Origin of the sequence: Micromonospora sp. LOL_025 (assembly GCF_048060285.1) — a bacterium.
GTDB lineage: Bacteria > Actinomycetota > Actinomycetes > Mycobacteriales > Micromonosporaceae > Micromonospora.
Genome location: NZ_JBHMIR010000001.1, coordinates 323,299 through 348,440 on the forward strand (window position 1 = coordinate 323,299; position 25,142 = coordinate 348,440).

Below are 25,142 nucleotides of genomic sequence, written 5' to 3' on the forward strand. Positions count from 1 at the left end.
CCGATCCCTCAGCTTCCCGCGCCGGCCGGCGCGTCGTCCGGGTTGAAGTTGGCCTCGGTGCGACGGGTCTCGAACGGCTTCGTGGTCTTCGCGTACGGGTCCTCGCCGATGGCCGTCAGCGCCTCCTGCGTGGACCTGCCGTCCCGCTTGGCCGCCAGGAACTGCTCGTACTTCTCCGGGGAGACGACCCGCAGCTCGAAGTTCATGAAGGCGTGGTAGCTGCCGCAGAGCTCCGCGCAGCGGCCGACGTAGGCGCCCTCGGACTCCAGCTTCGAGACCTCGAAGACGTTGCGGATCTTGCCCGGCATGACGTCGCGCTTGAACAGCAGCTCCGGCACCCAGAACGAGTGGATGACGTCGCGGCTGGTCTCCTCGAACCGGATGGACCGGTCGGTCGGCAGCACCAGGATCGGGATGACCTCGCTGGTGCCGAGCACGGAGGCGACCGTGTTGGCGTCCTGGCCCTGACCGTCGCGGTAGTTGAACTGCCAGTTCCACTTGAACGCGACCACCTCGACCGTGACGTCGGGGTTCTTGGTCGTCCGCACCACGTCGGTCTGCACGATCGCCGTGTAGTAGAAGAGCACGGAGACGATCAGGATCGGCGCGATGGTGTAGAGGAACTCCATCGGCATGTTGTAACGGGTCTGCACCGGCAGCTCGTTGCCCCGCTTGCGGTAGCGCACGACGCACCAGAAGATCAGGCCCCACACGAAGACGCCGACCGCGAGCGCCGCGATGCACGAGGCGATCCACAGGTCGTACATCCGGTGCGACTCGGGCGTGATGCCGCCCTGCGGCCAGCCGAAGCCGCCGAACGCCGCGCCGACGTCGCAGCCCGTGAGCAGGACCAGCAGCGCCGCTCCGCCGAGACCGAGCCCGGCGATCCGACCGGCACCACGTCCCCGGCGCCCACCGGCTCCTGGGGAAGCGCTGTGCCGTACGGCCGACGGCCGTACCTCCGAACTCCTTGCGACCACCTGGTCCTGCCTCCCTAGCGCGCCGCGGTGTCTTGTCCCTGCCCTCCGCCTGCGGAGCGACAGCACCAGCGGCAAAGGCGTCACCGACGGTCGCAGATTACTCGACCATGACGGGCTGGACCGTGTTGGGGTCGCTGTCGGCCCCCATCGGGGGGATCTTGGGCATACCGGCGCGATACGTTGGCTGGCGTGAGCGCATCCCCGGTCTACCTGGACGCGGCCACCGCCGCGCCGCTGCATCCGGTCGCCCGGCAGGCGCTGCTGGCGGCCCTCGACGACGGCTGGGCCGACCCCGGCCGGCTCTACACGCAGGCCCGCCGCGCCCGTCAACTCCTCGACGCCGCCCGCGAGGCCTGCGCGCAGACGCTCGGCGTCCGCGCCGACGAGCTGTCCTTCACCCCCAGCGGTACGGCGGCCGCGCACGCCGCCGTGCTCGGGGGCCTGGCCGGCCGGCGTCGGACCGGTCAGGCCCTGGTGCACTCCGCGATCGAGCACTCGGCGGTCCTGCACGCCGCGGAGAAGCACGTCGCGGCGGGCGGCGCGGCCACGTCCGTACCGGTGGACCGGCTCGGCCGGCTCGACCTGGACCGCTGGGCGGCAGCGGTCCGGGCGCCCGGGGTGGCGCTGACCGCGCTGATCGCCGCCAGCCACGAGGTCGGCACGCTCCAGCCGGTGACCGGGGCCGCGCGGGAGTGCGCCGAGGCCGGGGTGCCGCTGTACGTGGACGCCGCCCAGGTGGTGGGCCGGGCCCCGGTGCCGGCGGGCTGGTCGGTGCTGACCGCCAGCGCGCACAAGTGGGGCGGGCCGCCCGGGGTGGGGCTGCTGGTCGTCCGCAAGGGCACCCGCTGGGAGTCGCCCTGGCCGGCCGACGAGCGGGAAGCGGGGCGTACGCCGGGAACGCTCAACCTGCCGGCGGTGGTGGCGGCGGCGGCGAGCCTGCGCGCGGCGGCGGCCGACGCCGGAGCCGAGGCGGCCCGGCTGGCGCCGCTGGTGGCCCGGATCCGGGCCCGGGTGGCGGCCGAGGTGCCCGACGTGGAGGTGGTGGGTGATCCCGACCACCGCCTGCCGCACCTGGTGACCTTCTCCTGCCTCTACGTCGACGGCGAGGCCCTGCTGCACGCGCTCGACCGGCGCGGGTTCGCCGTCTCCTCGGGCTCCTCGTGCACGTCGTCGACGCTGCGGCCGTCGCACGTGCTGGAGGCGATGGGGGTGCTCTCGCACGGCAACGTACGGGTCTCGCTGCACCGGGAGACGACGGAGGCCGACGTCGAGAGGTTCCTCGCCGAACTGCCCGGCGTCGTGGCGGAACTGCGCGCCGAGGCCGGGGTGGTGGGGCTGTGACGGCGCCGGCGGAGGTCCTCGACTGCCGCGGTCAGCGCTGCCCGCTGCCGGTGATCGCGGCGGCCCGGCGGCTGCCCGAGCTGCCCGTCGGCACGGTGGTGCGGGTGCTCGCCGACGACCCGGCCGCGGCGGTGGACATCCCGGCCTGGTGCCGGATGCGCGGCCACGAGTTCCTCGGCACGGTCACCGGCCCCGACGGCCCCGCCTTCGACGTCCGCCGCCGTCACTGACCAGGGGCGCGGCGTCGGCCGGCGGGCCCGGGGCGGACAGGCCGCGCCGCCCCGGGCCGCCGGGGGTGTTCCTGTCCACCCCCGGCGGCCCGGCGGACACGACAGGCGCCGGTGTCACACCAGGTGCGGGCGGACGTCCTCGGCGGCGACGTCCCCGTACGACTCGGCCAGGCGCTTGACGAACAGGTCGCGGCGGACCTCGTACTCCTGCGTGCCGACGGTCTCCAGCACCAGCGTGGCGAGCAGGGAGCCGACCTGGGCGGCCCGCTCCAGCCCGAGCCCCCAGGAGAGCGCGGTGAAGAAGCCGGCCCGGAACCCGTCGCCGACGCCGGTCGGGTCGACCGCCTGGGTCTCCCGCGCGATCGGCACGTGGATCGGGTCGAAGTCCCGCCCGGCGATCTCCACCCCGTGCTTGCCCAGCGTCGTGACGCGCACCTTGACCCGGTCGAGCAGCTGCGCGTCGGTCAGCCCGGCCTTGCTCTGCAGCAGCGACTTCTCGTAGTCGTTGGTCATCAGGTACTCGGCGCCCTCGATCAGCGCGACGACGTCCTCGCCCTCCATGCGGGCGAGCTGCTGCGACGGGTCGGCGGCGAACCGGTAGCCGCGCTCCCGGCACTCGGCCGAGTGCCGCAGCATCGCCTCCGGGTCGTTCGCGCCGACCAGGACCAGGTCCAGCCCGTCGAGGCGGCGGGCCACCGGCGCCAGCTCGATGTTGCGGGCCTCGCTCATGGCCCCGGCGTAGAACGAGGCGATCTGGCACATGTCGGTGTCCGTGGTGCAGACGAACCGGGCGGTGTGCGCCACCTCGCTGACGTGCACCGAGTCGCAGTCGACGCCGTGCCGCTCCAGCCAGGAGCGGTAGTCGGCGAAGTCCGCGCCGACCGCGCCGACCAGCACCGGGCGCAGGCCGAGCTGCCCCATGCCGAAGGCGATGTTGGCCGCCACCCCGCCGCGCCGCAGCACCAGGTCGTCCACCAGGAAGGAGAGCGAGACCTTGTGCAGCTGGTCGGCGAGGAACTGGTCGGCGAAGCGACCGGGGAAGCTCATCAGATGGTCGGTGGCGATCGAGCCGGTCACGGCGATCTTCATGTCAACCTCGGGGTCGGGAGCAGGGCGCCGGTCAGCCTACCGGCCCGGCCCCCTCAGGATGACCGGTCGGTCGGCCCCGGGTCACCTTCCCGACGGCCCGTTCCCGGCCGCAGAACGACGGCGGGGCCGCCCCGGAGGACGGCCCCGCCGTGGTCAGCGGAGGTCTGGCTCAGCTGAACGAGTCACCGCAGGCGCAGGAGTTGCCCGCGTTGGGGTTGTCGATGGTGAAGCCCTGGGCGTCGATCCGGTCGGCGAAGTCGATGGTGGCGCCGGTCAGGTAGGGGGCGCTCATCCGGTCGACGACGACCTCGACCCCGTCGTAGTCGGTGACGACGTCACCGTCGAGCGACCGCTCGTCGAAGAAGAGCTGGTACCGCAGGCCGGAGCAGCCACCCGGCTGCACGGCGACCCGGAGCCGCAGGTCGTCGCGGCCTTCCTGCTCGATCAGGGCCTTGACCTTCTGCGCCGCGACGTCGGTGAGGACGACGGACGTGGGGGCCTTGGCCTCGGTCGACTCGGTCTGCGCTGGCGTGGTCACGTGAAATCTCCCTGCGCGGTTGGGTCCGGACGAACTGGCCAACATCTCCTGTCGCCCAGCCATTCCCGGTGTGGTCCAGATCCGATGGTACGCCGCCACGGCCGGCCCCACCCGTTCGGCGTGACCAGGGCCGCCGCCCGGTGTGCCCGGGCAGGGGGCGTGGTCAGCGGCTCCACTGCCGGGCGAGGCGGGTGCCGAGCGCCCGCAGCCCCTCGGCGGGGCGCTCCATCGCGGCGGCCAGCCCGCCGCGTTCCTCGCCCCCGAAGTGCTCCACCAGGCTGTACGCGTCGGTCACCCCGGCCGCCCCGGCCTCCCGCCGGCCGGTGCTCACCCGGCCCGCCACCACCACGCAGGGCACGCCCCGGTCCCGGGCGGCGCCGGCTACCCCGGCCACCACCTTGCCGCGCAGCGACTGGTGGTCGAACGAGCCCTCCCCGGTGATCACCAGGTCGACCGCGTCGAGCGTGACGTCCAGCCCGATCGCCCGGGTGACCAGGCCGATGCCCGACTCGCAGTGCCCGCCCAGCGCCAGGACGGCCGCGCCCAGCCCGCCGGCCGCGCCTCCGCCGGGCAGCGCGCCCAGCCGTTCGGGACAGCTGGGCAGGTCCCGCTCCAGCACGGCGGCGAAACGCTCCAGCGCGGCGTCGAGCAGCAGCACGTCGGCCCGGTCGGCGCCCTTCTGCGGGCCGAACACGTTGCTGGCCCCGTGCAGCCCGAGCAGCGGGTTGTCCACGTCGGTGGCGGCCACCAGGCGGGCGTCGCGCAGCCGGGGCGCGCCGTCGAGGGCGTCCACCGCGCCGAGCGCGGCCCCGCCGTACGGCAGTGCCTGGCCGGTGGCGTCCAGCGGGGTCACGCCGAGCGCGGTGAGCATGCCCGCGCCGCCGTCGTTGGTGCCGGAGCCGCCCAGCCCGATCACGACCGTCCGGGCACCGGCCTCCACGGCGGCGGCCACCAGCACCCCCAGCCCGTACGAGGAGGTGGTCTTCGGGTCCCGCTCGTCCGCGTCGAGCAGGTGCAGCCCGCACGCCTGGGCGCTCTCCAGCCAGGCGGTCGCACCGCCGTCGGTGAGCAGGATCTCACCGGCCGCCGGGCGGCCCAGCGGGTCGACGGTCGGCACCGGGATCCGGCGCCCGCCGAGGGCGTCGGAGAGCACGTCGAGGAAGCCCGGCCCACCGTCCGACAGGGGCCGGACGAGCAGGTCGTCGCCGGGCGCGACCTCCCGCCAGCCGGTGGCCACGGCCTCGGCGACCTGCGGGGCCGGCAGGGTACCGGCGAACTTGTCCGGACAGAGCAGCACGCGCATGTCGAGCAGTGTGGCAGCACACACCGGTGGAGGCTGCGCCGAGGCCGCACTGTGGGACCATGGGGCACGTGACTTCGACCTGGGTGGAACCCTCCAACACCGCGACGGCACTGCTGCTGCTCGGCCGGGGCAGCGACCCCGCCACGGAGCGCGGCGTCGAGTGTCCGGGTGACCTGCCGGCGCCCAGCGACCCGGACCTGGTGGCCCGGGCGACGGCGGCGAAGGCGGCGCTGGGCAGCAAGGTCTTCGTGCTGGGGCACCACTACCAGCGCGACGAGGTGATCCAGTTCGCCGACGTGACCGGCGACTCGTTCAAGCTGGCCCGCGAGGCGGCGGCCCGGCCCGACGCGGAGTACATCGTCTTCTGCGGCGTGCACTTCATGGCCGAGAGCGCCGACATCCTCACCTCGGACGCGCAGAAGGTCATCCTGCCCGACCTGGCCGCCGGCTGCTCGATGGCGGACATGGCGGTGCTGTCGCAGGTCGAGACCGCCTGGGACGTGCTCACCGAACTGGGCATCGCGGCGGAGACCGTCCCGGTGACGTACATGAACTCCTCGGCGGACATCAAGGGCTTCGTCGGGCGCAACGGCGGCGTGGTCTGCACCTCGTCGAACGCGAAGCGGGCGTTGGAGTGGGCGTACCAGCAGGGGTCGAAGGTCTTCTTCTTCCCCGACCAGCACCTGGGCCGCAACACGGCGGTGCTGGAGATGGGCTTCTCGCTGGACGACTGCGTCCTCTACGACCCGCACAAGCCGAACGGCGGGCTCACCCCGGAGCAGCTGCGCGACGCGCGGATGATCCTGTGGCGCGGGCACTGCTCGGTGCACGGCCGCTTCACGCTGGACAGCGTCAACGACGTGCGGGAGCGGGTGCCGGGGGTGAACGTGCTGGTCCACCCGGAGTGCCGGCACGAGGTGGTCAACGCCGCCGACTTCGTCGGTTCGACGGAATACATCATCAAGGCCATCGAGGCGGCCCCGGCCGGCTCGGCCTGGGCGGTGGGCACCGAGCTGAACCTGGTCCGCCGGCTCGCGCTGGCCCACCCGGACAAGCAGGTCATGTTCCTGGACAAGGCCGTCTGCTACTGCTCGACCATGAACCGGATCGACCTGCCCCACCTGGTCTGGGCGCTGGAGGAACTGGTGGCCGGCCGGCTGGTCAACCAGATCACCGTCGACCCGGACACCGCGCACCATGCCCGGGTGGCGCTGGAGAAGATGCTGGCCCTGCCCGGGGCCGACACCCCGCCGCCGGCAGCGAGCTGATCACCCTCCGTAGCGGCATTGGCACGGAAAAGGGTCGGATCGCCGATAAGTACCCTCAGGGGCGATGTGACCGGGTCCATGATCGTCACCGAGGGCTATGCTGCCGGTGCGACGACTCACGCGGGCCGTTTCGACATGGCCGCATTCCGGGTAGCGATGACAATCGCGAGCCCCACCATCAACACGGCAGCACCGACGCGCTGGAGGTTGCGTTGACCGACGACGTCCTGGTCGTACACGGAGGTACTCCGCTCGAAGGGCGGATCCGCGTGCGCGGCGCGAAGAACCTGGTCTCGAAGGCGATGGTCGCCGCGCTGCTGGGTGACAGCCCGAGCCGACTGTTCGACGTGCCGAAGATCCGCGACGTCGAGGTGGTCCGGGGCCTGCTCGGCCTGCACGGCGTCAAGGTCACCGACGGCGGGGAGGACGGCGAGCTCGTCTTCGACCCGGCGAACGTGGAGAGCGCCAGCACGGACCAGATCAACGTGCACGCGGGCTCCAGCCGGATCCCGATCCTGTTCTGCGGGCCGCTGCTGCACCGCCTCGGCCACGCGTTCATCCCCGACCTGGGGGGCTGCCACATCGGGCCGCGCCCGATCGACTTCCACCTCCAGGCGCTGCGGGAGTTCGGCGCGACGGTCGAGAAGACCCCGGAGGGGCTGCACCTGTCGGCGCCGAACGGGCTGCACGGCACCAAGTTCGCCCTGCCGTACCCGAGCGTCGGCGCGACCGAGCAGGTGCTGCTCACGGCCGTGATGGCCGAGGGCGTCACCGAGCTGCGCAACGCCGCGGTGGAGCCGGAGATCATCGACCTGATCTGCATCCTGCAGAAGATGGGCGCGATCATCAAGGTGCACACCGACCGGGTCATCGAGATCCAGGGCGTGCCGAGGCTGCACGGCTACACGCACCGGCCGATCCCGGACCGGATCGAGGCCGCGAGCTGGGCCGCGGCGGCGCTGGCCACCCGTGGCCACGTCGAGGTGCTCGGCGCGCAGCAGGCCGACATGATGACCTTCCTGAACATCTTCCGTTCCGTCGGCGGCGAGTACGAGGTCACCGACGCCCGGCCGCCGAAGCTGGGCGACCCGGGCCAGGAGGGCGGGATCCGGTTCTGGCACCCGGGCGGCGAGCTGCGGTCGGTGGCGCTGGAGACCGACGTGCACCCGGGCTTCATGACCGACTGGCAGCAGCCGCTGGTGGTGGCGCTCACCCAGGCCCGGGGCCTGTCCATCGTCCACGAGACGGTCTACGAGCAGCGGCTGGGCTACACCGAGGCGCTCAACTCGATGGGCGCCAACATCCAGGTCTACCGGGACTGCCTGGGCGGCACGCCGTGCCGCTTCGGCCGGCGCAACTTCAAGCACTCGGCGGTGATCGCGGGGCCGAGCAAGCTGCACGCCGCCGACCTGGTCATCCCCGACCTGCGGGCCGGTTTCAGCCACCTGATCGCCGCGCTGGCCGCCGAGGGCACCTCCCGGGTCTACGGCGTGGACCTGATCAACCGGGGCTACGAGGACTTCGAGGCGAAGCTGGCGGACCTGGGCGCGCACGTCGAGCGTCCGTAACGTCGACCACCCCCGTACGCGCCCGGTGCACCGCGATGTGCACCGGGCGCCGTCGTTTGGCTACCCTTTCCGCGTGCCGTCGCTGTTTCGCCGCAAGTCCTCCGACCTCGTCGACGAGGCCGTCACCCCGGTGACCCCCGACGAGGAGTCCACGCCCGCCCAGCCCCGGGGCTACACCCCGAGCAAGAAGGAGCTGGGCAAGGCCACCCCGAAGCGGCCGACCGCCGGCCGCCGGCCGGCCGCGGCCACCAAGCCGTTGACCAAGGAGGAGCAGCGGGAGCGCAAGCGCCGGCTGCGCGCCGAGGCGGCGGAGGAGTTCCGCCGTGAGGGCGGGCCCCGCGACCGCGGCCCGGAGCGGCTGCTGGCCCGCAACGTGGTCGACTCCCGGCGTACGGTCGGCACCTGGTTCTTCGGTGGGGCGCTGATCGTGCTGATCGGCTCGAACGCCGCGATGCCGCCGGTCGTCCGCCTGGTCTCCAACATCCTCTGGGGCGCGCTCGCCCTGGGCGTGGTGGTCGACTCGATCCTGATCTCGCGCAAGATCCGCAAGCTGGTCCGGGAGCGTTTCCCGAACACCGGGCAGCGGATGGGCTCGCTCTACCTCTACGCCATCATGCGGTCGATCACGTTCCGCCGGATGCGCGCCCCCGCGCCCCGGGTCGACATCGGCGACCCGGTCTGAGCCTGCCGCACCGACGGCCCCTCCCGCACGGCGGTGAGGGGCCGTCGCCGTCACGGCGTCAGCGGCTGCGGTAGAGCCGGGTCACCACGTCCTCGATGTCCGGCTCGACGATCGAGACGTCCCGCAGCGCGCCCAGCCCGGCCAGGGCCGCCACCACCTCGGCCACCCCCGCCGTCTCCAGCGCGAAGGCCAGCCGGTGCCCGTCGGCCTCCTGCCGCTGCAACGGCGCGCCGGGCAGCACCGGCGGCTCGGGCAGCGGGGCGTCGAGGTCGGCGACGAGCAGCCGGCGCGACCCGTACCGCTCGTGCAGCGCGGCGATCGACCCGTCGTGCACCACCCGACCGTGGTCGACCACCACCAGGCGCCGGCAGAGCCGCTCGATGTCGGCCAGGTCGTGCGTGGTGAGCACCAGCGTCGTGTCCCCGGTCCGGCCCAGCTCGGCGAGGAAGCCGCGGACCGCCTGCTTGCTGACCACGTCGAGGCCGATGGTGGGCTCGTCGAGGAAGAGCACCTCCGGGCCGTGCAGCAGGGCGGCGGTCAGCTCGCCGCGCATGCGCTGCCCGAGGGAGAGCTGCCGGACCGGGGTGTCCAGGAACGGATCCAGGTCGAGCAGGCTCCGGCAGCGGCGCAGCCGGGCGGCGTGCGCGGCGGCCGGCACCCGGTAGACGTGCCGCAGCAGCGCGAACGAGTCGCCCAGCGGCAGGTCCCACCAGAGCTGCGAGCGCTGGCCGAAGACCACGCCGACGCGCAGCGCGAGCCGGGTCCGCTGGGCCACCGGCCGCAGCCCGCACACGCGTACCTCGCCGGCGGAGGGCGTCAGCACGCCGGTGAACATCTTGAGCGTGGTCGACTTGCCGGCGCCGTTGGGCCCGATGTAGCCGAGCATCTCGCCGCGGGACACCCGCAGGTCGATCCCGTCCACGGCGGTGACCCGCCGCTTCTCCCGCCGCAGCCGGCCGGCCCGCACCCGGACGGTGAACTCCTTGCGCAGCCCGTCGGCCACGATGACGTCGTCGCTCATGACCCCGTACTCCGGTAGTGGCGGACCCCGGTGCGCCAGGCCACCGCCGCCCCGGCGGCCGCGACCAGCGCGACGGCCGGCGAGGACCAACCGGCCCACGCCGGCAGGCCGAGCGGGTCGGCGCGGCCGAGCAGTGTCAGCGCCGGGTGGTAGCTGACGAAGGCGAAGCCCAGGCCGTACGCGAACACCGCGCGGAACCAGCCCTCGAAGACGGTGACCGGGTACGAGGTGAAGTCCCGGCCGCCGTAGGTCACCGAGTTGGCCAGCTCCCCCGAGTCGACCCACCAGAACGAGACGGTGGCGGTGGCCACGAAGACCGACCCGAAGAAGACCACACCGGCCAGCGGGGCGAGGACCACCAGCAACGCCCGCGCCGGGCTCCACGCGACACCGGCCGAGCCGACGGCGACGACCAGCACGACGAGCCCGAAGACCGCGCGCGACACCTTGCGCAGCGGCAGGTCCATCAGCAGCAGCTGGGGCAGGGCGCCCAGCGGACGGACCAGCACGGCGTCGAAGAGCCCGGTGCGCACGTACCGGGGCAGCCGCTCGATGTTGCCCACCAGCAGGTCGGCGACGGCGAAGGCGCAGGTCGACAGGCCGACCATCACCATCGTCTCGCGCAGCGTGAAGCCGCCCAGCTCCCGCGTCACCCCGAAGATCACCAGCACGGTGAGCACGTCGAGGACGGTGGACCCGACGTTGCCGACCAGGTCGATCGCGAACGAGGTCCGGTACGCCGTCTGCGCACGCGCCTGCGCGCCGAGCAGCGCCCGGTACGCGGCCAGCGTCCCGCCCGACGCGTCAGCCACCCTGGACCACCAGGCGGCGTTCCGCGCGGCGCTGCACCAGCCGGCAGGCGGTCAGGATCAGCACCGCCCAGGCGACCTGGAGGCCGACCAGCCCGACCTGGACGCCGGTCGGATCGCGCTCGACCAGCACGTCGAGCGGGGTCTGGAGCAGGCTCGGGAAGGGGGTGCCCCACCAGAGGACGGGTTGGAGCCACTCCGGCAGGAAGCGCAGCGGGAAGTAGAGCCCCGCGAGCACCCCCGAGGCGAGGGTCCAGAGGATCACCGGCCCCCGGACGTCCTGCAACCAGTACGCGGTCGCGTTGACCAGGAAGCGACAGCCGAAGCAGAGGACCACGGCGAGGACGGCGGAGATCGCGAAGATCGGCAGGGTGGACCAGCGGCGGGGCACGTGGACCTCGAAGAAGAGCGGCCCGACCAGCACCGGCGGCAGGAACCGGACCAGCGCGGCGTGGCCGGCGCGGCCCAGGTCGGCGGCGAGATGGCTGGTCACGGGGTGCACGGGCCGGAGCAGGTCGCTGGCGATGTCGCCGGTGCGGATCCGGTCGGCCAGCTCGGTCCACCCCCAGAGGAGGACGACCGCCAGCAGGCCCTGGCCCACCCAGACGAAGGTGGCGAGTTGCCCCCGGTCGTACCCGGCCACCGTGCCGGCCGCGCCGACCGTCGCGAGCAGGACGTAGCACCGCAGGAAGCCGAAGACCGTGTTGGTGACGACGCCCGCCACCGACGCCTGCCGGTACGTGGCGTAACGTCGGAAGCCTGATCCGGTTATAGCCTTAAATGTCCGGAACCATAGGATAACGTTTGGGGCGGTGGGCGGTGCCACAGTGGCGGTGAGCGAGCCCACGCCGCTACCCTCCTTCCGCAGCCACGCCGTACCGGAGGGGCGACTCTACCGGCACGTGGAGCGCCCAGCGCGACAATTTTGCAACGAGGTGACATCGCCGTGAGCGAGCGGACGCGGGCCGGCCACCGGGGCGCCGCCGTGAGCGGACGGACGCCAGCCGGGCACCCGGGCGCGCCCGCCCGCCGACGGCGGTCCCGGGGCGTTCCGCCTACCCTCCGTGGCGACGGGGCAACCGGATGAGCCGCTACTCCGACCACTGGCACGACGCCGCCGAACCGGCCTGGATGATCGAGCCCACCACCGAGTGGCACCCGCAGTTCCCCGGCCAGCGCTACGCGGGCGACCTGGGCGTCGAACACGCGCCCCGGGGCCGCTCGGCCGTGGGCCGGGCCGAGGTGCCCCCGCTCGCGCCCACCAAACCGGACGGGACCTACATCGGCCGCTCGTGGGACGACCTGCCCGACGGGCGGCCCGGTCGGCAGGACGCGTGGAACGGCCGGCCGGACGGCCTCGACGCGCGGCGGCACGGCGACGAGTCGTACCGCCACCCGCACGCCGAGCCGCGCGGGCCGGACGACCGGCAGTGGCCGCCCCGGCAGGAGCCGCCGCACCGCAACGACCGGGGCGGGTTCGACGCCCCCGGCCGGCCCGTCGACTCCCCCCGGCAGCGCGACCACGCCGGTCCCGACCGCTACGACGCCCGCCCACCCCGGTACGAGCCGGCCGGGCGGGACCGTCCCGTCTCCCCCGCCGGCCGGTCCGAGCCCGGCTGGCTCCCGGAGCCCGACGAGGACGCACCGCCCCGCCGCCCCCCGGCGTACGAGCGCCCCGACGCCGGCTACGACCGCCGGCCGGATCCGGGCCCGGACCACCGGACCGGGCGCGCTCACGACCGCCCGGCGACCTCCGGCCACGATCGTCGCGCGGAGACCGTCGACGACCGCCAGTCCGACGGCGACGGGCGTCGGCCCCGCTACCAGTGGGCGACCCCGGCCCCGGAGCCCCGCCCCTCCGACAGCCAGCGGGAACGCCCCTTCGACAGCCAGCGGGAGCGCTCCTCCGGCGGGCAGTGGGAGCGCCCTTCCGGCCCGCAGTGGGAGCGTGCGGCCGACTCCCAGTGGGGGCGTTCGCCCGCCCCGCAGTCGGAGCGCTCCGCCGAGCCGCAGTGGGACCGCGGCTCCGGCGGGCGGGGCCGCGAGGCCGGCGTACCCGCCGACGGGTGGCCGCGCCCCGACCGGGCTCCCGCCGGGCAGCAGCCGCCTCCGGACGGCCAACGGCGGCAGCAGGAGCCGGACGATCGCCGGCGGGCGCACGAGGCGGCGCGTGCCGAGACGTACCCGGAGCGGGGTCCGCGCGGGGTCGCCCGGCCGGACGCCCATCGGGAGGCCGAGGCGTACCGGGGGCACCCCCAGCAGGACGGCGGCCTGCCCTGGCCGCCGCCCGGTCCCCTGCGACCCGGCCACGACCGGGACGCGGCGCGGCGCGCCGAACCCCGCCCCGAGCACCGGCGACCGGCCGACCGCCCCCGCCCCGAGGACGCCGCGACTCGGCCGTTCCCGCCCGGGTACGACCACCGGCCGCAATCCCCCACCTACGGTGCCCCGACCTCCGGCCCGCCGGCCCCCGGACCGGCGGCCTTCCGGGCTCCGGCGGGGGACGTTCCGCTCCCGGGCCGCCCCGTCTCCCCCGCGCCGGCCCGCGACCTGCCGCGCTCCGACCGGCCCGGCCCGACCACGCCGGTCCACGGACGACCGGTGTCGCCCGCCAGCCCCGTCTCGCCTGCGGGTCCGGTCACCGGACCGGTGTCACCCGCAGGCCCCCTCGCCGGGCGGCCGTCGCCGGCGGCTCCCGCCCCGGCCCCGGTGTCGCCTGCGGGCCCGACCGCCGACCGCCCGGCTAATCCGGTGGTCGGTCGCCCGGTGTCGCCCGCCGGCCCGGCCGTCGTGCGGCCGGGAACGCCGGCGCCTGGCTCACCCGCCCCTGTCGCCGGTCGCCCTGGCGCGCCTGCCCCCATCCCGTCGGCCCCCGTCTCCGGCGTGCCCGTGCCCCCGCCGGTGCCGGTGCAGGGGCCGCCGGCTGCCGGCGCCCGAACTGCGCCCGGGGAACCGCTCCCGCCCGCCGGCCACACGCCCCGCCCGGCCCCGAAGGACGACGCCACGCCGGTCTCGGCACCTCCCGCCGCCCGACTGCGCCTGGAGTTCCTGCCGGCACCGGAGGCGACCGCCAGCAGGATGTCCGGCCCGGCCCCGGCGACGACCGCCGACCCGGCCGGGCAGGCGACCTCCGACCCGGCCCGGCAGGCGACAGCCGGCGCGGTACCCGGTCCGGCCTCGCAAACGACCGCCGACACGGCCGGTCGGGCGACAGCCGGCGCGGTACCCGGTCCGGCTCCGGCACGCCCAGCACCGGCCCGCCCGGACGCACCGACGCCGCACCCGGGCGGCGGGCCCGGCGAGGCCCGGTCCGTGACACAGCCCCCGACCCCCATGCCGTCCGGGCGGCCGTCCGCCACCCCTCCGACCGCGCCACACCGCTCGCCGGAGAACCAGGCAGCCGCAGGCACGGCCAGGCAGGACGTCCCGGCAGCGCAGGCGCCCATCGCGCCCGACAGGCCCAGGCGGTACGTCCCGCCACCGCCGAGCGGCCCGCCCGCACCGGCCGCCCCGCCGCCTCCCCAGGCACCCACGCCGAGCGGGCCGGACGCCTGGTTCCGACCGTCCCGGCCCGTGCCCCCTCCCCCGGTCACGCCGGAGGAGGCGCAGCCCGCCGGTCGGGCTGACGCTCCCCCGACCGCCACGCCGACCCCGGGCGGCACGGAGACCCCGAACGGCACGCCGACTCCCCGCAGCGCGTCGGCTCCCATCGACACGGCAGCACCGAATGGCGCGTCGGCACCGCCGAGCACGGCGGCACCGAGTGGCGGGTCGGCTCCGAGCAGCACGGCAGCACCGAGCAGCACGGCGACACCGAGTGGCACGGTGGCTTCAGGCGGCGCGTCGGCTCCCGACAGCAGGTCGGGCGTAGACGCGGTGCCGACCCGGGACGCCTACGCGTCGGTCCCGAATCCTGTAGGAGAGGGTGCCGCGTCGTCCGAGCCCGCTCACGACCACCCCGAACCGGCGACCGGGGCCGTCCCGGAGGTCCCCGCACCGGTCCCGCCGGCGTCCGGCCCACCGGTCGTACCGACCCCGTCGCCCACAGCGCCGGCACCGCCCGCACCCGCCCTTCCCGAGCCGGTACACGGTTCGCCCGCTGGGCTGGCGCCTTCCGTGCCCGTCCCGGTGCCCGGTCCGACCTCCGCGCCTGCCTTGACGTCCCCTGCGCCTTCCGTTCCGGTCCCACCGACCGTTCGGGAGCCGGCGCCAGCGGACCTGCCGCTGATCGCCCCGCCGCCGGAGCAGCCGATCTCCGACGCGCCCACGCCGCCCGTCTCCACCCCGTCCGCGCCGCCCGTGCCCGCTCCGTCCGCACCTCCCGGGGAGGCCGACTCCGCATCATCCGCGTCGCGCCCGGTGTCCGCGCCTCCTGCCCGGCCCGTGTCGGCGCCACCGTCGGTCCCGGACGTTGCGGCGCCGGTAGTACGCCCGGTGTCGGCAGCACCGGCGGAAGCAGCCCAGGCACAGCCGGCCGTGGCCGATCCCGTGGCGGCGGATGGAACCGCCCCGAAGGCAGCGGCACAGCCCGAATCAGCGCCGTCGGCGTACCCGCACGCGGCCGGCACGGACGCATCTGCCACGGCCCCGGACGCGCACGCCACGACCACCACGCACGAACCGGTCGAGCGGGTGCCGAGCAACCGGGCTGAGCCCGCCGGTGGAACACCATGGTTGTCACCGAAGGCTTTTAACGTCCATGGTGTTCCACCCGCCACGGTCGATCCGCGTCCCGTGTCCGCTCCGCCCGTTGGCGCTGCGGCACCCGTGTCCGCACCACCGGTCTCCCCCGTCGCCGGCCCTCCGGCGGAATCGGCGGGGGTGTCCCGGACCGGTTCTGCCGTCGAGTCGCCGGCTGGGACGAGCGAGCCGGTCCCGGCCGCACCAGCGCCGCGTCCTGTCTCCGCGCCACCGGCCCAGTTCGTCGCCGCGCCACCGGCCCGGACCACCGCCGTACCAGAGGCCCAGCCTGTCTCCGCGCCGTCGGCCCAGGCCATCGCCATGCCGCCGGCCCCGTCCGTTCCCGGGCCGCCCGTCGCGTCCGATTCGTACGCGCCTGCGCAGGACACGTCCGCCGCTGCCGCGCCACAGGCCGAACCGGCGTCCGCCCCGCCGGGCGATCCGGTCTCCGCTCCGCCCGCCGCATCGGCGCCGCCCCCGCCCATCGCCCCCGTCACGGTGTCGCAGACACCGCCCCCTGTCTCCGCACCCGCCACCGACCCCGTGCCGGCCCCTGACGCACCGCCGGCAGCCTCAGCACCGCCCACGGACGAGGAAGAACGGCCGGTGTCCGCGCCACCGGACACCGCTTCGCCCGACGCCGCGCCATCCAGCGCCACACCGCCCGCCGCGCCGCCCGATGGGCAGGTGCCGTCGACGAGCGCGGAGGGGACCTCCGCGCCCCGCACCGCCGAGTCAGACACCGCGGGAACGAGCACCACCGAGCGCCCCACCGCCGAACCGAGCACCGCGCAACGCCACACCGCCGGCTCACGGGCCACCGAACCGGGCACCGCCGGACCACGGACGGCCGAGCCACGGGCCGCCGGGACGAGCACCGGCGGGTCGCGCGACGCCGGGCGCCAGGATGCGACGCAGGGTGACCCGGAGCAGGTGCTGGCGAGCTACCGGTGGCGGCTCGATCCGGCCACCCTGCGGGAGATCGTGGAGGAGCCGGACGAGTTCCGGACGATCCGGCGGCGGCTGACCGAGAAGCTGGGCGCCGCCGTGGACAACAAGTCGCGCGCCCGGCTGCTCAGCCTGCGGGCGGTGGCGTCCCGGATCCTCGGCGAGCTGGACGACGCCCTCGCGGACGGTCGGCTCGCGCTCACCTACGCCGAGGCCACCGGGGAGCTGCGGCGTACGGCGGTGGCCCAGGCGCGGCTGGCACACGTGTTGCGCTGGCGCGGCGAGTTCGTCGAGGCCGACCGGCTCTTCGCCGAGGCGAACTCCACGGAGTTGCCCGAGCGGCTGCGCGCGGTGCTGCACGAGCACGCCGGACGGTCCTGCTACGACCAGGGCCGGCTGATGGAGGCCTGTCACCACTTCGAGCGGGCCCTGGACCTGCGCGGCACCCAGGACCCCGAGTTGCAGGCCCGGATCCGGCTGAGCCTGGACGCGGTGGCGGAGCGGGTCGCGGAGACGGGCTTCGGGCCGTACCCCCGCAGCCGTGAGGAGGTGCTGGAGCGTGACCGGCCCCCGGCGCCGACCCGCGACGGCGACCTGTGGGGTTTCTCCGACCCGGACGGCGACATGGTCATCGCGGCCGAGTACGCGGAGGCGCAGCCGTTCCGCGACGGGCTGGCCTGGGTGCGGCGCCCCGAGACCGAGCGGTGGTCGCTGGTCGACCGCACCGGCGCCACGGTGCTCGAACCGTCGTACCCGGTGGTCCGCTCGTTCTCCGACGGGCTGGCCTGGGTGTCCGACGGCGGCGACGCCGGCTGGGTGGCGATCGACGCCGCCGGCGAGGTGGTGGTGCCGCACGGGTTCGCGGACGTACGCCCGTTCCAGCGCGGCGTGGCCGTGGTCCGCCGCGACGGCTGGGGTGCGGTCGACCGCAACGGCCGGATCGTGGTGCCCACCCGGCACCACGGGTTCGCCACCGTCCTGGCCGACGGCCGGTACGTCGACGGCTTCACCGAGGAGGGGCTGGCCGTGGTGGAGGTGGCCGGCCGGCGCGGCGTGGTGAACCGGGCCGGGAAGGTGCTGGTCGCGCCGACCTATCCGGCGCTGGTCGTCCACCCGGTCGCGTTCCTGGTCGGCGACGGCACGGGCCGCTGGGGCGCGCTCGACCGCCGGGGCGAGCCGCTGATCGAGCCGGTGCACCGCGACCGCGACGAGGTCGTCGCCGAGATCGAGCGGCTGCTCGTCGACACCAGCCCCGTGCTCTGAGCGACACGGAGACCCGCCACGAGGGGTGGGCATGATCCGAACGGGCTAGGGTCGACTCATGGAATTCCGTCACCTGGGCCGTTCCGGCCTGATGGTCAGCGAGATCTCGTACGGCAACTGGATCACCCACGGCTCGCAGGTCGAGGAGGACGCGGCGTTCGCCTGCGTCCGGGCCGCCCTGGACGTCGGCATCACCACCTTCGACACGGCCGACGTCTACGCGGGCACCCGCGCCGAGGACGTGCTGGGCCGCGCCCTGGAGGGCGAGCGACGCGAAGGGCTGGAGATCTTCACCAAGGTGTACTGGCCCACGGGGCCGGGCCGCAACGACCGGGGCCTGTCCCGCAAGCACATCATGGAGTCGATCAACGGCTCGCTGCGCCGGCTGCGCACCGACTACGTGGACCTCTACCAGGCCCACCGGTACGACCACAGCACCCCGCTGGAGGAGACGATGGAGGCCTTCGCCGACGTCGTGCACTCCGGCAAGGCGCTCTACATCGGCGTCTCCGAGTGGAAGGCCTCGGAGATCCGCGAGGCCCACCGGCTCGCCCGCGAGCTGCGCATCCCGCTGGTCTCCAACCAGCCGCAGTACTCGATGCTCTGGCGGGTCATCGAGTCCGAGGTCGTCCCCACCAGCGAGGAGCTGGGCATCGGGCAGATCGTCTGGTCGCCGATCGCGCAGGGCGTGCTCTCGGGCAAGTACCTGCCGGGCCAGCCGCCGCCGGCCGGGTCCCGGGCCACCGACGAGAAGTCGGGCGCGGGCTTCATCTCCCGGTTCATGACCGACGACGTCCTGACCCGGGTGCAGCGACTCAAGCCGCTGGCCGAGCAGGCCGGGCTGAGCATGGCGCAGCTCGCCGTCGCCTGGGTGTTGCAGAACCCGAACGTCTCCTCGGCGATCGTCGGCGCCTCCCGCCCGGAGCAGGTGCACGACAACGTCAAGGCGGCCGGCGTGAAGCTCGACGCCGAGCTGCTCAAGTCGATCGACGAGATCATCGACCCGATCGTCGAGCGCGACCCGGCCCGCACGGAGTCTCCCGCCGAGCGTCCGTGACGCGTCGCGGCCCGGCCGGCCCCGCAACCCGGCCGGCCGGGCCGGACCGCGCACCGCAGGCCACCGGACCGCGCCACCCGCGGTCGCGCCGCACCGCCGGACCGCCACCGGATCGTGCCGGCGGGGGCGCGGGTCAGCCCTGCCAGAAGCGGATCAGGTCCAGGCCGAGGGCGTAGAGCCACGGGGGCAGGCCGAGGAAGTCGCCGACGGCGAAGACGGCGTCGAAGAACCAGCCGCCGATCCGCGGGTTCCACAGCAGCGCGAACAGCAGAATGAAGCCGAACGGGGCGAACAGGTCGTACATCCTGCGCCACTGCGGGTTCAGCCACGGCTGGATCATGTTGCCGCCGTCGAGGCCGGGCACCGGGAGCAGGTTGAGCACGCTCGCGGTGAGCTGGAGGAACGCCAGCAGCGCCACGGCCGCCCAGAACTCGACGGGCCCGCCGCCGGCCGCCCCGAAGCGTACGGCGAGCACCAGGGCCAGCGTGAACAGCACGTTGGTGGCCGGGCCGGCGAGGCTGACCAGGGTGTGGCGCAGCCGCCCCGGGATGGCGTGCCGGTCCACCCAGGCCGCCCCGCCGGGCAGGCCGATGCCGCCGAGCAGCACGACCGCCACCGGCAGTGCGATCGACAGCAGCGGGTGGCTGTACTTCAGCGGGTTGAGCGTCAGGTAGCCCCGGTGGGCGACGCTGCGGTCGCCGGCCCGGAACGCGACGACGGCGTGGGCGTACTCGTGCAGGCAGAGCGAGACCAGCCAGCCGGACACGACGAAGAGGAACACGTCGAGCCGGACGTTGCCGAACCCGTTCCAGGTGAGCACCCCGCTGGTCACGAAGAGCGCGACCAGGGCGAGGAAGACCGGACTGGGCCGGAACGCCGCCCGGGGCACGCCGAGCACCAGCGGCTCGCCCCCCGGGCGGTCGCCGGCCATCACTCCGCCGGTGGCAGCAGGCTCATGCGGTATTCCACCCGGTCGTCCTCGACGAGCGCGACCGAGGTGACGCCGGACGCCGCGAGCTCCCGCCAGGCCTGACCGATCCACGACTCGGCGTCCGCCTGGCTGCTGAACGACTCCGCCGGCCCCTCGACCGACTCACCGTTCGCGCCCTCGTACCGCCAGCTCCACGCCATGCCGCGTCTCCCCTCGCCGCTGATGTCCCGTGGGACGAACCCCCGCCAGCGTAGTCGGCCGTGCGCGGGGCGGCCCGACATCCGTCCGCCGGGCGCGCACCGACCGGGCGGCGCAGGGTTCCCCGGCTCCTGTCCGGGTATGGGCCTCCTGACGCGCGACGGGGCGGTCGCCGACCGCCGACGGGCCTGGAGGAGGCGACGATGGACGAACCGCTGCACGACAGGGACACCGAGGCGCTGCGGGCGATGGCGGTACGCGGCGGCATCGTGGGGGCCGCGCACATGGAGCGGGAGGACCTGCTGGACGCCCTGGTGGCCCGGCCCGGGGAGGGCGCCTGGCAGGAGGACCCGAAGCCGGCGGCGGTCAACCCCAACGACTTCCAGTACCAGGCACCCCGGTAGGGCCGCCGCCCGCCGACGGGGCAGGCGTCGGCTGCTCACCCGGCCCCGGGCCGCGGGGCCGCGGTTCCCGCCCCTCGACCGGGCGGGGGCTGACAGGCGTGCTCGCCGTGCCGGTCGTCATGGTGGCCGCGCGCGCTGGAGCCCGTGATCGGCGAGGACGGCGCCGAGTTCTTCTTCCTTCTCTCCCCCTGCGGCATGCTGCCGGCGGTCGCGGCGAGTTGCTTCCACCGGGCCCGCCAGCGCGGTGGCGGCGCCCGGCGCCACCTGCTGGCGGCCCTGGTCGCCCTCTTCGCCGGCACCGGCCCGGTGGCCGCCGGAGCGCTGGGCGTGGGCGTCGGCGCCGCGGGAGCCGGTGACCGGCTCGCCGTCGCGGTCGCTCTCGTCGCCGGCCTCGCCCCGGGCGGCTGGCTGCTGCACCACGGCGTCGGGGCGCTGCTCCGTGGGCGCGGCCCGACCCCACTCGGGGCCCTCGGCGCCGCCGCCGGGACCGGCCTGCTCGGGCTGCCCGTCGGTCTGTATCTCGGCATGGTCGCGCCCGCGCTGGGGTGGCTCGGCGCCCTGGTCAGCGCGCTGGCGCTGCTCGTGCTGGTCCCGTCCTTCGCCGGCTGGGCGGTCTGGGCCGGCGTCCGGCTGCTCGCCGGCCGGTCGGCACCGCTCACCCGGTGAGAGCCGGCCGCACCACGCACCTCCGGGGGGCCGCACCCGGGTGCTGGCTCTAAAGTACGGGCATGTCCGTTGACGGGTGGAACACGGTCCTGGTGCTCGGCGGTATCCGGTCCGGAAAGTCCGAGTTCGCCGAGTCCCTGGTCGCCGACGCGCCGACGGTCCGCTACGTGGCCACCGCCGCCGACGCGCCCGCCGACGACGCGGAGTGGGCGGCCCGGCTGGCGGCGCACCGCGCCCGCCGGCCGGAGACCTGGACCACCGAGGAGACCGCGGACGACCCGCGCCGCCTCGCGGACGTGATCGCCTCCGCCGGACCGAACGAGACGCTGCTCGTCGACGACCTCGGCGGCTGGGCGACCGTGCTGCTCGACCCGGCCCACCAGCCGGCGGACGACACCGCCACCATCGCCGAACTGGCGGCGGCGGTGCGCTCCTGCGCGGCCCGGCTGGTGCTGGTCAGCCCCGAGGTCGGGCTCTCCCTGGTGCCCACCACCCCGCTCGGCCGGGCCTTCACCGACGCGCTCGGGGCGGCCAACCGGGCGGTCGCCGACGCCTGCGACGCCGTGGTCCTCGTGGTCGCCGGCCAGGCGGCCTGGCTGAAGCCGGGCGCCCCGCAGCCGGCCACCGTGCCCGCGCAGGCCGGTCCCGGGCAGGCCGACCCGGCGAAGCTCGCTCCCGCCGTCGGCCGGGGCGAGCCGGAGCCCTCGCCCGCCGTGCTCGCCCCCGGCACGCCGCCGCCGGCCGCCCAGGGTGCCGCCGAGCCGGACGGCACCGCCTGGGCCGCCCCGACCATGGCGCTGCCGATGGTCGCCACCGGCCTGGTCATCCAGCCCGGCATGGAACTGCCCATGCCCGACGAGTACACGGGCCCGCAGGCGATCGAGCGGCTCGCCACCCTGGACGTGCCCGGATCGGGGCTGGGCGTGCTGGAGCGGGCGGTCGGGTTCGCCGCCGCCACCCAGGGCACCGCCACGCCGGCCCCGTGGGGCCAGGTGCGGGTGCTGCTGCTGCACGGCGACCACCTCGGCGACGCCGCCGCCGGCACCGTGGCGGGCGAATCGGCACGCCGGGCCCGGCAGGCCCGCGCCGGCCGGGGGGCGCTGGCCCGGCTGGCCGCCGAGAGCGGCGCCGAGCTCCAGGTGGTCGAGGCCCCGACGTCCGCGCCCATGGAGGCCGAGCCGACGCTGACCGGGGAGCAGGTCGAGGCCGCCCTGCGGTACGGCTGGCGGCTCGCCGAGGAGGCCGCCGACGCGGGCGTACGGCTGCTGGTGCTCGGGGCGTGCGGCGCCGGCACCGAGGCCGCCGCGGCCGCGGTACTGGTGGCGACGGCGGGCGCCGAGGCGCCGGCGGTGCTCAGGCGGGTGGTCACCGACTCGGGCGAGATCGACGACGCGGCCTGGATGAGGCGGTGCGCGGCGGTACGGGACGCCCTGCACCGCACCCGGAACTCGCCGCGCAGCGCCAAGGACGTGCTGGCCGAACTGGGCGGCGGGGACGTCGCCGTGGCCACCGGCGTCCTGCTCGGCGCCACCGCCCGCCGGCTGCCGGTCATGCTCGACGGGCCGGTCGGGGTGGCCGCCGCCATGGTCACCCGGGACCTGGCCGGGCAGGCCCGGCACTGGTGCCTGCTGGCCGACCACGGCGGGCACCCCGCCGTGCGGCTCGGTGCCGACGTGCTCGGCCTGACGCCCCTGCTCGACCTGCGGCTCGACCTGGGTGAGGGCGCGAACGCGCTGGCCGCGCTGCCGCTGCTGCGCTCGGTGCTGGCGCTGGCCGCCGCGCTGCCGGCCCACCCGTCGCTCGGCGGCGGCGAGGACGACGAGCCGGCAGAGGCCGCGCCGGACACCGACGAGCCCGACTTCCGCGAGCCGGAGCCCGCCGGGCCGGGGCCGACCAGCACCGAACCCGACTTCCGCGAGCCGGAGCCGGCCGGCCCCGGACCGACCAGCACGGAACCCGACTTCCGGGCGCCGGACGGCACCGGGCCGGACACGGAGCCGGTGGACCCGTCCGGCCGGCGTGCCGGCTGAGTCGCGGCTCGCCGACGGGGCTCGGCTGGCGCTGACCACCTTCACCACCCTGCCGGTGCGCGCCGGCCGCATCGACCGGTCGGTGGCGGGCACGGCGATGGCGCTCGCCCCGGCGGTCGGCGTACTGCTCGGCGTCGTCCTCGCCGGCGTCCTGCTGCTCCCGGGTGCGCTCGCGCCCCCGCTGGTCGCGGCGGCGGCGACCGTCGGCGCCGGGGCGCTGCTCACCCGGGGGCTGCACCTCGACGGGCTGGCCGACACCGTGGACGCGCTGGGGTCGTACCGGCGGGGAACGGCCGCGCTGGAGATCATGAAGAAGCCGGACGTGGGCCCGTTCGGGGTGGTCGCGCTGGTGGTCGTACTCCTGGTGCAGACGGCCGCCCTCGCGGAGCTGGCGGGACGGTCGTGGCCGGCGGCGCTCGCGGCGGTGGTCGCGGCGACCGCCGCCGGCCGGCTCGGGGTGGCGGTGGCCTGCCGGCGCGGGGTGCCGGCCGCCCGCCCCGAGGGCCTCGGCGCGCTGGTCGCGGGCACCGTCGGGCCGGTCGCCCTGGCCGCCGGGGCGGTCGCCGTCGCGCTGCCGGCGCTCGCGGCCGTGCCGGGCCGCCCGTGGCAGGGGCCGCTCGCCGTCGCCGTCGCCCTCGCCGTCGCGGTGGGACTGCTGCGACACGTGGTACGCCGGCTCGGCGGCGTCACCGGCGACGTGCTCGGCGCGACCGTGGAGGTGGTCACCACGCTGGTCTACCTGGGAGTGGTGCTGTCCGGCTGAACGGGGCACACCGCGACGGGTAGCGTTCTCCCACGACAGCACCGGCGCGGCCAACCGGGGGACGACATGCTCATCACGGACGACTTCCTGCCCGTACCGGTTCCGGAGTCGCTGAGCGCGACCTACCTGGTGCCGATGACGGGGCTGCCGAAGGTGAGCGCGAAGACGGCGGTGGCGCGGCTCACCGGCCGGCTGGCGGAGCCGGTGCACGGGCTGGCGCGGCACATGCTCGACAGCCCGCTGATGAGCGTGGACACCCGCCCGATCGCCGAGTTTCCCGAGCTGCCGCCGGACCTGCTCACCGCGTTCGGCGCCACCGAGGCGCAGTTGGCCCGGCTGGCCGCCGCGAGCCACCTGGTCGTGGTGCAGGCCGAGTACCGGCCCGGCTGGCCGCCGGCCCACGAGTGGGCGGCCCGGGCGGTGGCCGCCGCCGTCGCCGAGTCCGTCGACGGCGACGTCGTGGACGTGTTCGGCCTCCAGTTCCTCGACCCGGCGACGGCGCTGCGCTCGCTGCCCGACGCCCAGGGGCGGATCCGGCTGGTCGACTGGGTGCTGGTGCCCTACTCCTCCGACGCCGAGGGGCTCTGGTTCACCACGAAGGGGCTGCGCCGCTTCGGGCTGCTGGAGTTGCAGACCCAGGGCGTGCCGGACCACCTGACGCGGGCCTGGGGCGCGGTGATGACCGGGGCCGCCCGGCGGCTGCTGCGGGACTGGACCGACGGGCTCTCCGGCGAGGAGGTGCCCGCGTTCGTGCAGCTGCCGGTGCTGGCCACCGTGACCGGGCACGACATCGCCGTGGCGTACGGCAATCCGGAACAGCACGGCGCGACGGCGCCGGTGCTGCTGCGCCTGGAGCTGGACCCGGCCACCGACCCCGACGCCGACTCGTTCCTCAGCCTGCGCCCGCCGGCCGGGCACGCGGGGCCGGACGGCCGCTACTACGCCGCCGCCTGCGCCACCCTCTTCGCCGGCATCCAGCCGGACGTGCGCTACGCCCGGGCGGGCGACGCGATGAGCAGGGCGGTCGCCACCGCCCGGGCCGGGCTGGGCGACATCCGGGCCCGGTTCCTCGCCGGCCAGCTCCCGCCGGAGACGCAGCTCGTGGTGAAGTACGGCCTGCCCGGCGACGACGGCCCGGAGCTGGTCTGGGCCGGGGTGACCTCGTGGGACACCCCGGAGCGGATCGTGGCCGCCAGCGCCAGCGACGCCAACACCGACCCGACCGTGCGCATCGGCTCACCGGTCGTCGTGGAGGCCACCGACGTCGTCGACTGGGCCGTGCTCGACGGCACCGGCGTCATCGAGGGCGGCTGGACGCAGGCCGTCCTCGACGCCGGCGAACGCCCCCACCCCCCGGTCTGACCGGGGGGCCG

Annotated in this window: 21 protein-coding genes; 12 read left to right on the top strand and 9 right to left on the bottom strand. The window is 75.5% G+C overall.

Annotated features, from left to right (window positions below; genetic code table 11):
- Positions 1-8 precede the first annotated feature (8 nt).
- A complete protein-coding gene (gene coxB / locus ACFHW0_RS01510) occupies positions 9-980 on the bottom strand; it encodes a cytochrome c oxidase subunit II (RefSeq protein WP_121400465.1) in 972 nt (323 codons plus the stop codon).
- 189 nt (positions 981-1,169) lie between these two features.
- Here coxB and ACFHW0_RS01515 point away from each other — a divergent pair, with 189 nt between their 5' ends.
- Both ACFHW0_RS01515 and ACFHW0_RS01520 read left to right on the top strand, forming a co-directional pair.
- On the top strand, positions 1,170-2,321 hold the full coding sequence (locus ACFHW0_RS01515) for a cysteine desulfurase family protein (protein WP_416604928.1): 1,152 nt from the start codon (positions 1,170-1,172) through the stop codon (positions 2,319-2,321).
- Positions 2,318-2,551: a sulfurtransferase TusA family protein gene (locus ACFHW0_RS01520; protein WP_416604929.1), complete on the top strand. Its 234-nt coding sequence runs from the start codon at positions 2,318-2,320 to the stop codon at positions 2,549-2,551. The genes ACFHW0_RS01515 and ACFHW0_RS01520 overlap by 4 nt, the downstream gene beginning before the upstream one ends.
- Before the next feature lie 114 nt (positions 2,552-2,665).
- On the opposite strand, the gene ACFHW0_RS01525 is transcribed toward ACFHW0_RS01520, so the two are convergent.
- The 3 genes from ACFHW0_RS01525 to ACFHW0_RS01535 all read right to left on the bottom strand — a co-directional run bounded on the left by ACFHW0_RS01525 (position 2,666) and on the right by ACFHW0_RS01535 (position 5,481).
- Complete coding sequence (locus ACFHW0_RS01525; RefSeq protein WP_416604930.1) at positions 2,666-3,640, bottom strand: carbohydrate kinase family protein; 975 nt, start codon at positions 3,638-3,640, stop codon at positions 2,666-2,668.
- A gap of 169 nt (positions 3,641-3,809) precedes the next feature.
- Positions 3,810-4,178 (bottom strand): iron-sulfur cluster insertion protein ErpA, encoded by a 369-nt coding sequence (gene erpA / locus ACFHW0_RS01530; protein WP_007072244.1) that lies wholly within the window; start codon positions 4,176-4,178, stop codon positions 3,810-3,812.
- Between the two features lie 163 nt (positions 4,179-4,341).
- A complete protein-coding gene (locus ACFHW0_RS01535) occupies positions 4,342-5,481 on the bottom strand; it encodes a glycerate kinase (protein WP_416605240.1) in 1,140 nt (379 codons plus the stop codon).
- Positions 5,482-5,549: 68 nt separating this feature from the next.
- Here ACFHW0_RS01535 and nadA point away from each other — a divergent pair, with 68 nt between their 5' ends.
- The 3 genes from nadA to ACFHW0_RS01550 all read left to right on the top strand — a co-directional run bounded on the left by nadA (position 5,550) and on the right by ACFHW0_RS01550 (position 8,999).
- On the top strand, positions 5,550-6,749 hold the full coding sequence (gene nadA / locus ACFHW0_RS01540) for a quinolinate synthase NadA (protein ID WP_416604932.1): 1,200 nt from the start codon (positions 5,550-5,552) through the stop codon (positions 6,747-6,749).
- 212 nt (positions 6,750-6,961) lie between these two features.
- Positions 6,962-8,317 carry a UDP-N-acetylglucosamine 1-carboxyvinyltransferase gene (gene murA, locus ACFHW0_RS01545; RefSeq protein ID WP_393002027.1) on the top strand — a complete coding sequence of 452 codons (1,356 nt, stop codon included), beginning with the start codon at positions 6,962-6,964 and terminating at the stop codon, positions 8,315-8,317.
- Positions 8,318-8,390: 73 nt separating this feature from the next.
- Entirely contained in the window at positions 8,391-8,999 is a 609-nt protein-coding gene (locus ACFHW0_RS01550) for a DUF3043 domain-containing protein (protein ID WP_416604933.1), read from the top strand.
- Positions 9,000-9,057: 58 nt separating this feature from the next.
- Here ACFHW0_RS01550 and ACFHW0_RS01555 read toward each other — a convergent pair whose 3' ends face one another.
- From ACFHW0_RS01555 to ACFHW0_RS01565, 3 genes are read right to left on the bottom strand one after another with little or no spacing between them, the layout of a single operon-like run.
- Positions 9,058-10,020 carry an ABC transporter ATP-binding protein gene (locus ACFHW0_RS01555; RefSeq protein ID WP_416604935.1) on the bottom strand — a complete coding sequence of 321 codons (963 nt, stop codon included), beginning with the start codon at positions 10,018-10,020 and terminating at the stop codon, positions 9,058-9,060.
- Positions 10,017-10,832 (bottom strand): ABC transporter permease, encoded by an 816-nt coding sequence (locus ACFHW0_RS01560; protein WP_416604937.1) that lies wholly within the window; start codon positions 10,830-10,832, stop codon positions 10,017-10,019. Before ACFHW0_RS01560 ends, ACFHW0_RS01555 begins: the two co-directional genes overlap by 4 nt.
- Positions 10,825-11,676: an ABC transporter permease gene (locus ACFHW0_RS01565; protein ID WP_416604938.1), complete on the bottom strand. Its 852-nt coding sequence runs from the start codon at positions 11,674-11,676 to the stop codon at positions 10,825-10,827. Before ACFHW0_RS01565 ends, ACFHW0_RS01560 begins: the two co-directional genes overlap by 8 nt.
- A gap of 4,520 nt (positions 11,677-16,196) precedes the next feature.
- Between ACFHW0_RS01565 and ACFHW0_RS01570 the strand changes: the two genes are divergently transcribed.
- The gene (locus ACFHW0_RS01570; RefSeq protein WP_416604941.1) at positions 16,197-17,720 is read left to right on the top strand and encodes a WG repeat-containing protein; all 1,524 of its coding nucleotides are present in this window, start codon (positions 16,197-16,199) and stop codon (positions 17,718-17,720) included.
- Between the two features lie 58 nt (positions 17,721-17,778).
- Complete coding sequence (locus ACFHW0_RS01575; RefSeq protein WP_416604943.1) at positions 17,779-18,777, top strand: aldo/keto reductase family protein; 999 nt, start codon at positions 17,779-17,781, stop codon at positions 18,775-18,777.
- Positions 18,778-18,910: 133 nt separating this feature from the next.
- Here ACFHW0_RS01575 and ACFHW0_RS01580 read toward each other — a convergent pair whose 3' ends face one another.
- Positions 18,911-19,708, bottom strand: coding sequence for a site-2 protease family protein (locus tag ACFHW0_RS01580; protein WP_416604944.1), 798 nt, complete (start codon positions 19,706-19,708; stop codon positions 18,911-18,913).
- A complete protein-coding gene (locus ACFHW0_RS01585; protein ID WP_121400451.1) occupies positions 19,708-19,908 on the bottom strand; it encodes a hypothetical protein in 201 nt (66 codons plus the stop codon). Before ACFHW0_RS01585 ends, ACFHW0_RS01580 begins: the two co-directional genes overlap by 1 nt.
- Positions 19,909-20,109: 201 nt before the next feature.
- Here ACFHW0_RS01585 and ACFHW0_RS01590 point away from each other — a divergent pair, with 201 nt between their 5' ends.
- From ACFHW0_RS01590 to ACFHW0_RS01610, 5 genes are all read left to right on the top strand, one after another.
- Positions 20,110-20,310 (top strand): hypothetical protein, encoded by a 201-nt coding sequence (locus ACFHW0_RS01590; protein ID WP_416604945.1) that lies wholly within the window; start codon positions 20,110-20,112, stop codon positions 20,308-20,310.
- A gap of 144 nt (positions 20,311-20,454) precedes the next feature.
- A complete protein-coding gene (locus ACFHW0_RS01595; RefSeq protein WP_416605256.1) occupies positions 20,455-20,976 on the top strand; it encodes a hypothetical protein in 522 nt (173 codons plus the stop codon).
- A gap of 62 nt (positions 20,977-21,038) precedes the next feature.
- A complete protein-coding gene (locus tag ACFHW0_RS01600; protein WP_416604948.1) occupies positions 21,039-23,006 on the top strand; it encodes a bifunctional adenosylcobinamide kinase/adenosylcobinamide-phosphate guanylyltransferase in 1,968 nt (655 codons plus the stop codon).
- On the top strand, positions 22,996-23,769 hold the full coding sequence (gene cobS, locus ACFHW0_RS01605) for an adenosylcobinamide-GDP ribazoletransferase (RefSeq protein ID WP_416604949.1): 774 nt from the start codon (positions 22,996-22,998) through the stop codon (positions 23,767-23,769). The genes ACFHW0_RS01600 and cobS overlap by 11 nt, the downstream gene beginning before the upstream one ends.
- Positions 23,770-23,835: 66 nt before the next feature.
- Positions 23,836-25,131: a DUF2314 domain-containing protein gene (locus ACFHW0_RS01610; protein ID WP_416604950.1), complete on the top strand. Its 1,296-nt coding sequence runs from the start codon at positions 23,836-23,838 to the stop codon at positions 25,129-25,131.
- Positions 25,132-25,142: the final 11 nt, after the last annotated feature.

What these genes read in the sequence shown, in the direction of transcription:
- ACFHW0_RS01525 (WP_416604930.1), bottom strand. Translation starts at nt 3,640, where the DNA reads ATGAAGATCGCCGTGACCGGCTCGATCGCCACCGACCATCTGATGAGC.
- ACFHW0_RS01535 (WP_416605240.1), bottom strand. Translation starts at nt 5,481, where the DNA reads ATGCGCGTGCTGCTCTGTCCGGACAAGTTCGCCGGTACCCTGCCGGCC.
- ACFHW0_RS01555 (WP_416604935.1), bottom strand. Translation starts at nt 10,020, where the DNA reads ATGAGCGACGACGTCATCGTGGCCGACGGGCTGCGCAAGGAGTTCACC.
- ACFHW0_RS01575 (WP_416604943.1), top strand. Translation starts at nt 17,779, where the DNA reads ATGGAATTCCGTCACCTGGGCCGTTCCGGCCTGATGGTCAGCGAGATC.
- ACFHW0_RS01580 (WP_416604944.1), bottom strand. Translation starts at nt 19,708, where the DNA reads ATGGCCGGCGACCGCCCGGGGGGCGAGCCGCTGGTGCTCGGCGTGCCC.
- ACFHW0_RS01585 (WP_121400451.1), bottom strand. Translation starts at nt 19,908, where the DNA reads ATGGCGTGGAGCTGGCGGTACGAGGGCGCGAACGGTGAGTCGGTCGAG.
- ACFHW0_RS01590 (WP_416604945.1), top strand. Translation starts at nt 20,110, where the DNA reads ATGGACGAACCGCTGCACGACAGGGACACCGAGGCGCTGCGGGCGATG.
- ACFHW0_RS01600 (WP_416604948.1), top strand. Translation starts at nt 21,039, where the DNA reads ATGTCCGTTGACGGGTGGAACACGGTCCTGGTGCTCGGCGGTATCCGG.
- ACFHW0_RS01610 (WP_416604950.1), top strand. Translation starts at nt 23,836, where the DNA reads ATGCTCATCACGGACGACTTCCTGCCCGTACCGGTTCCGGAGTCGCTG.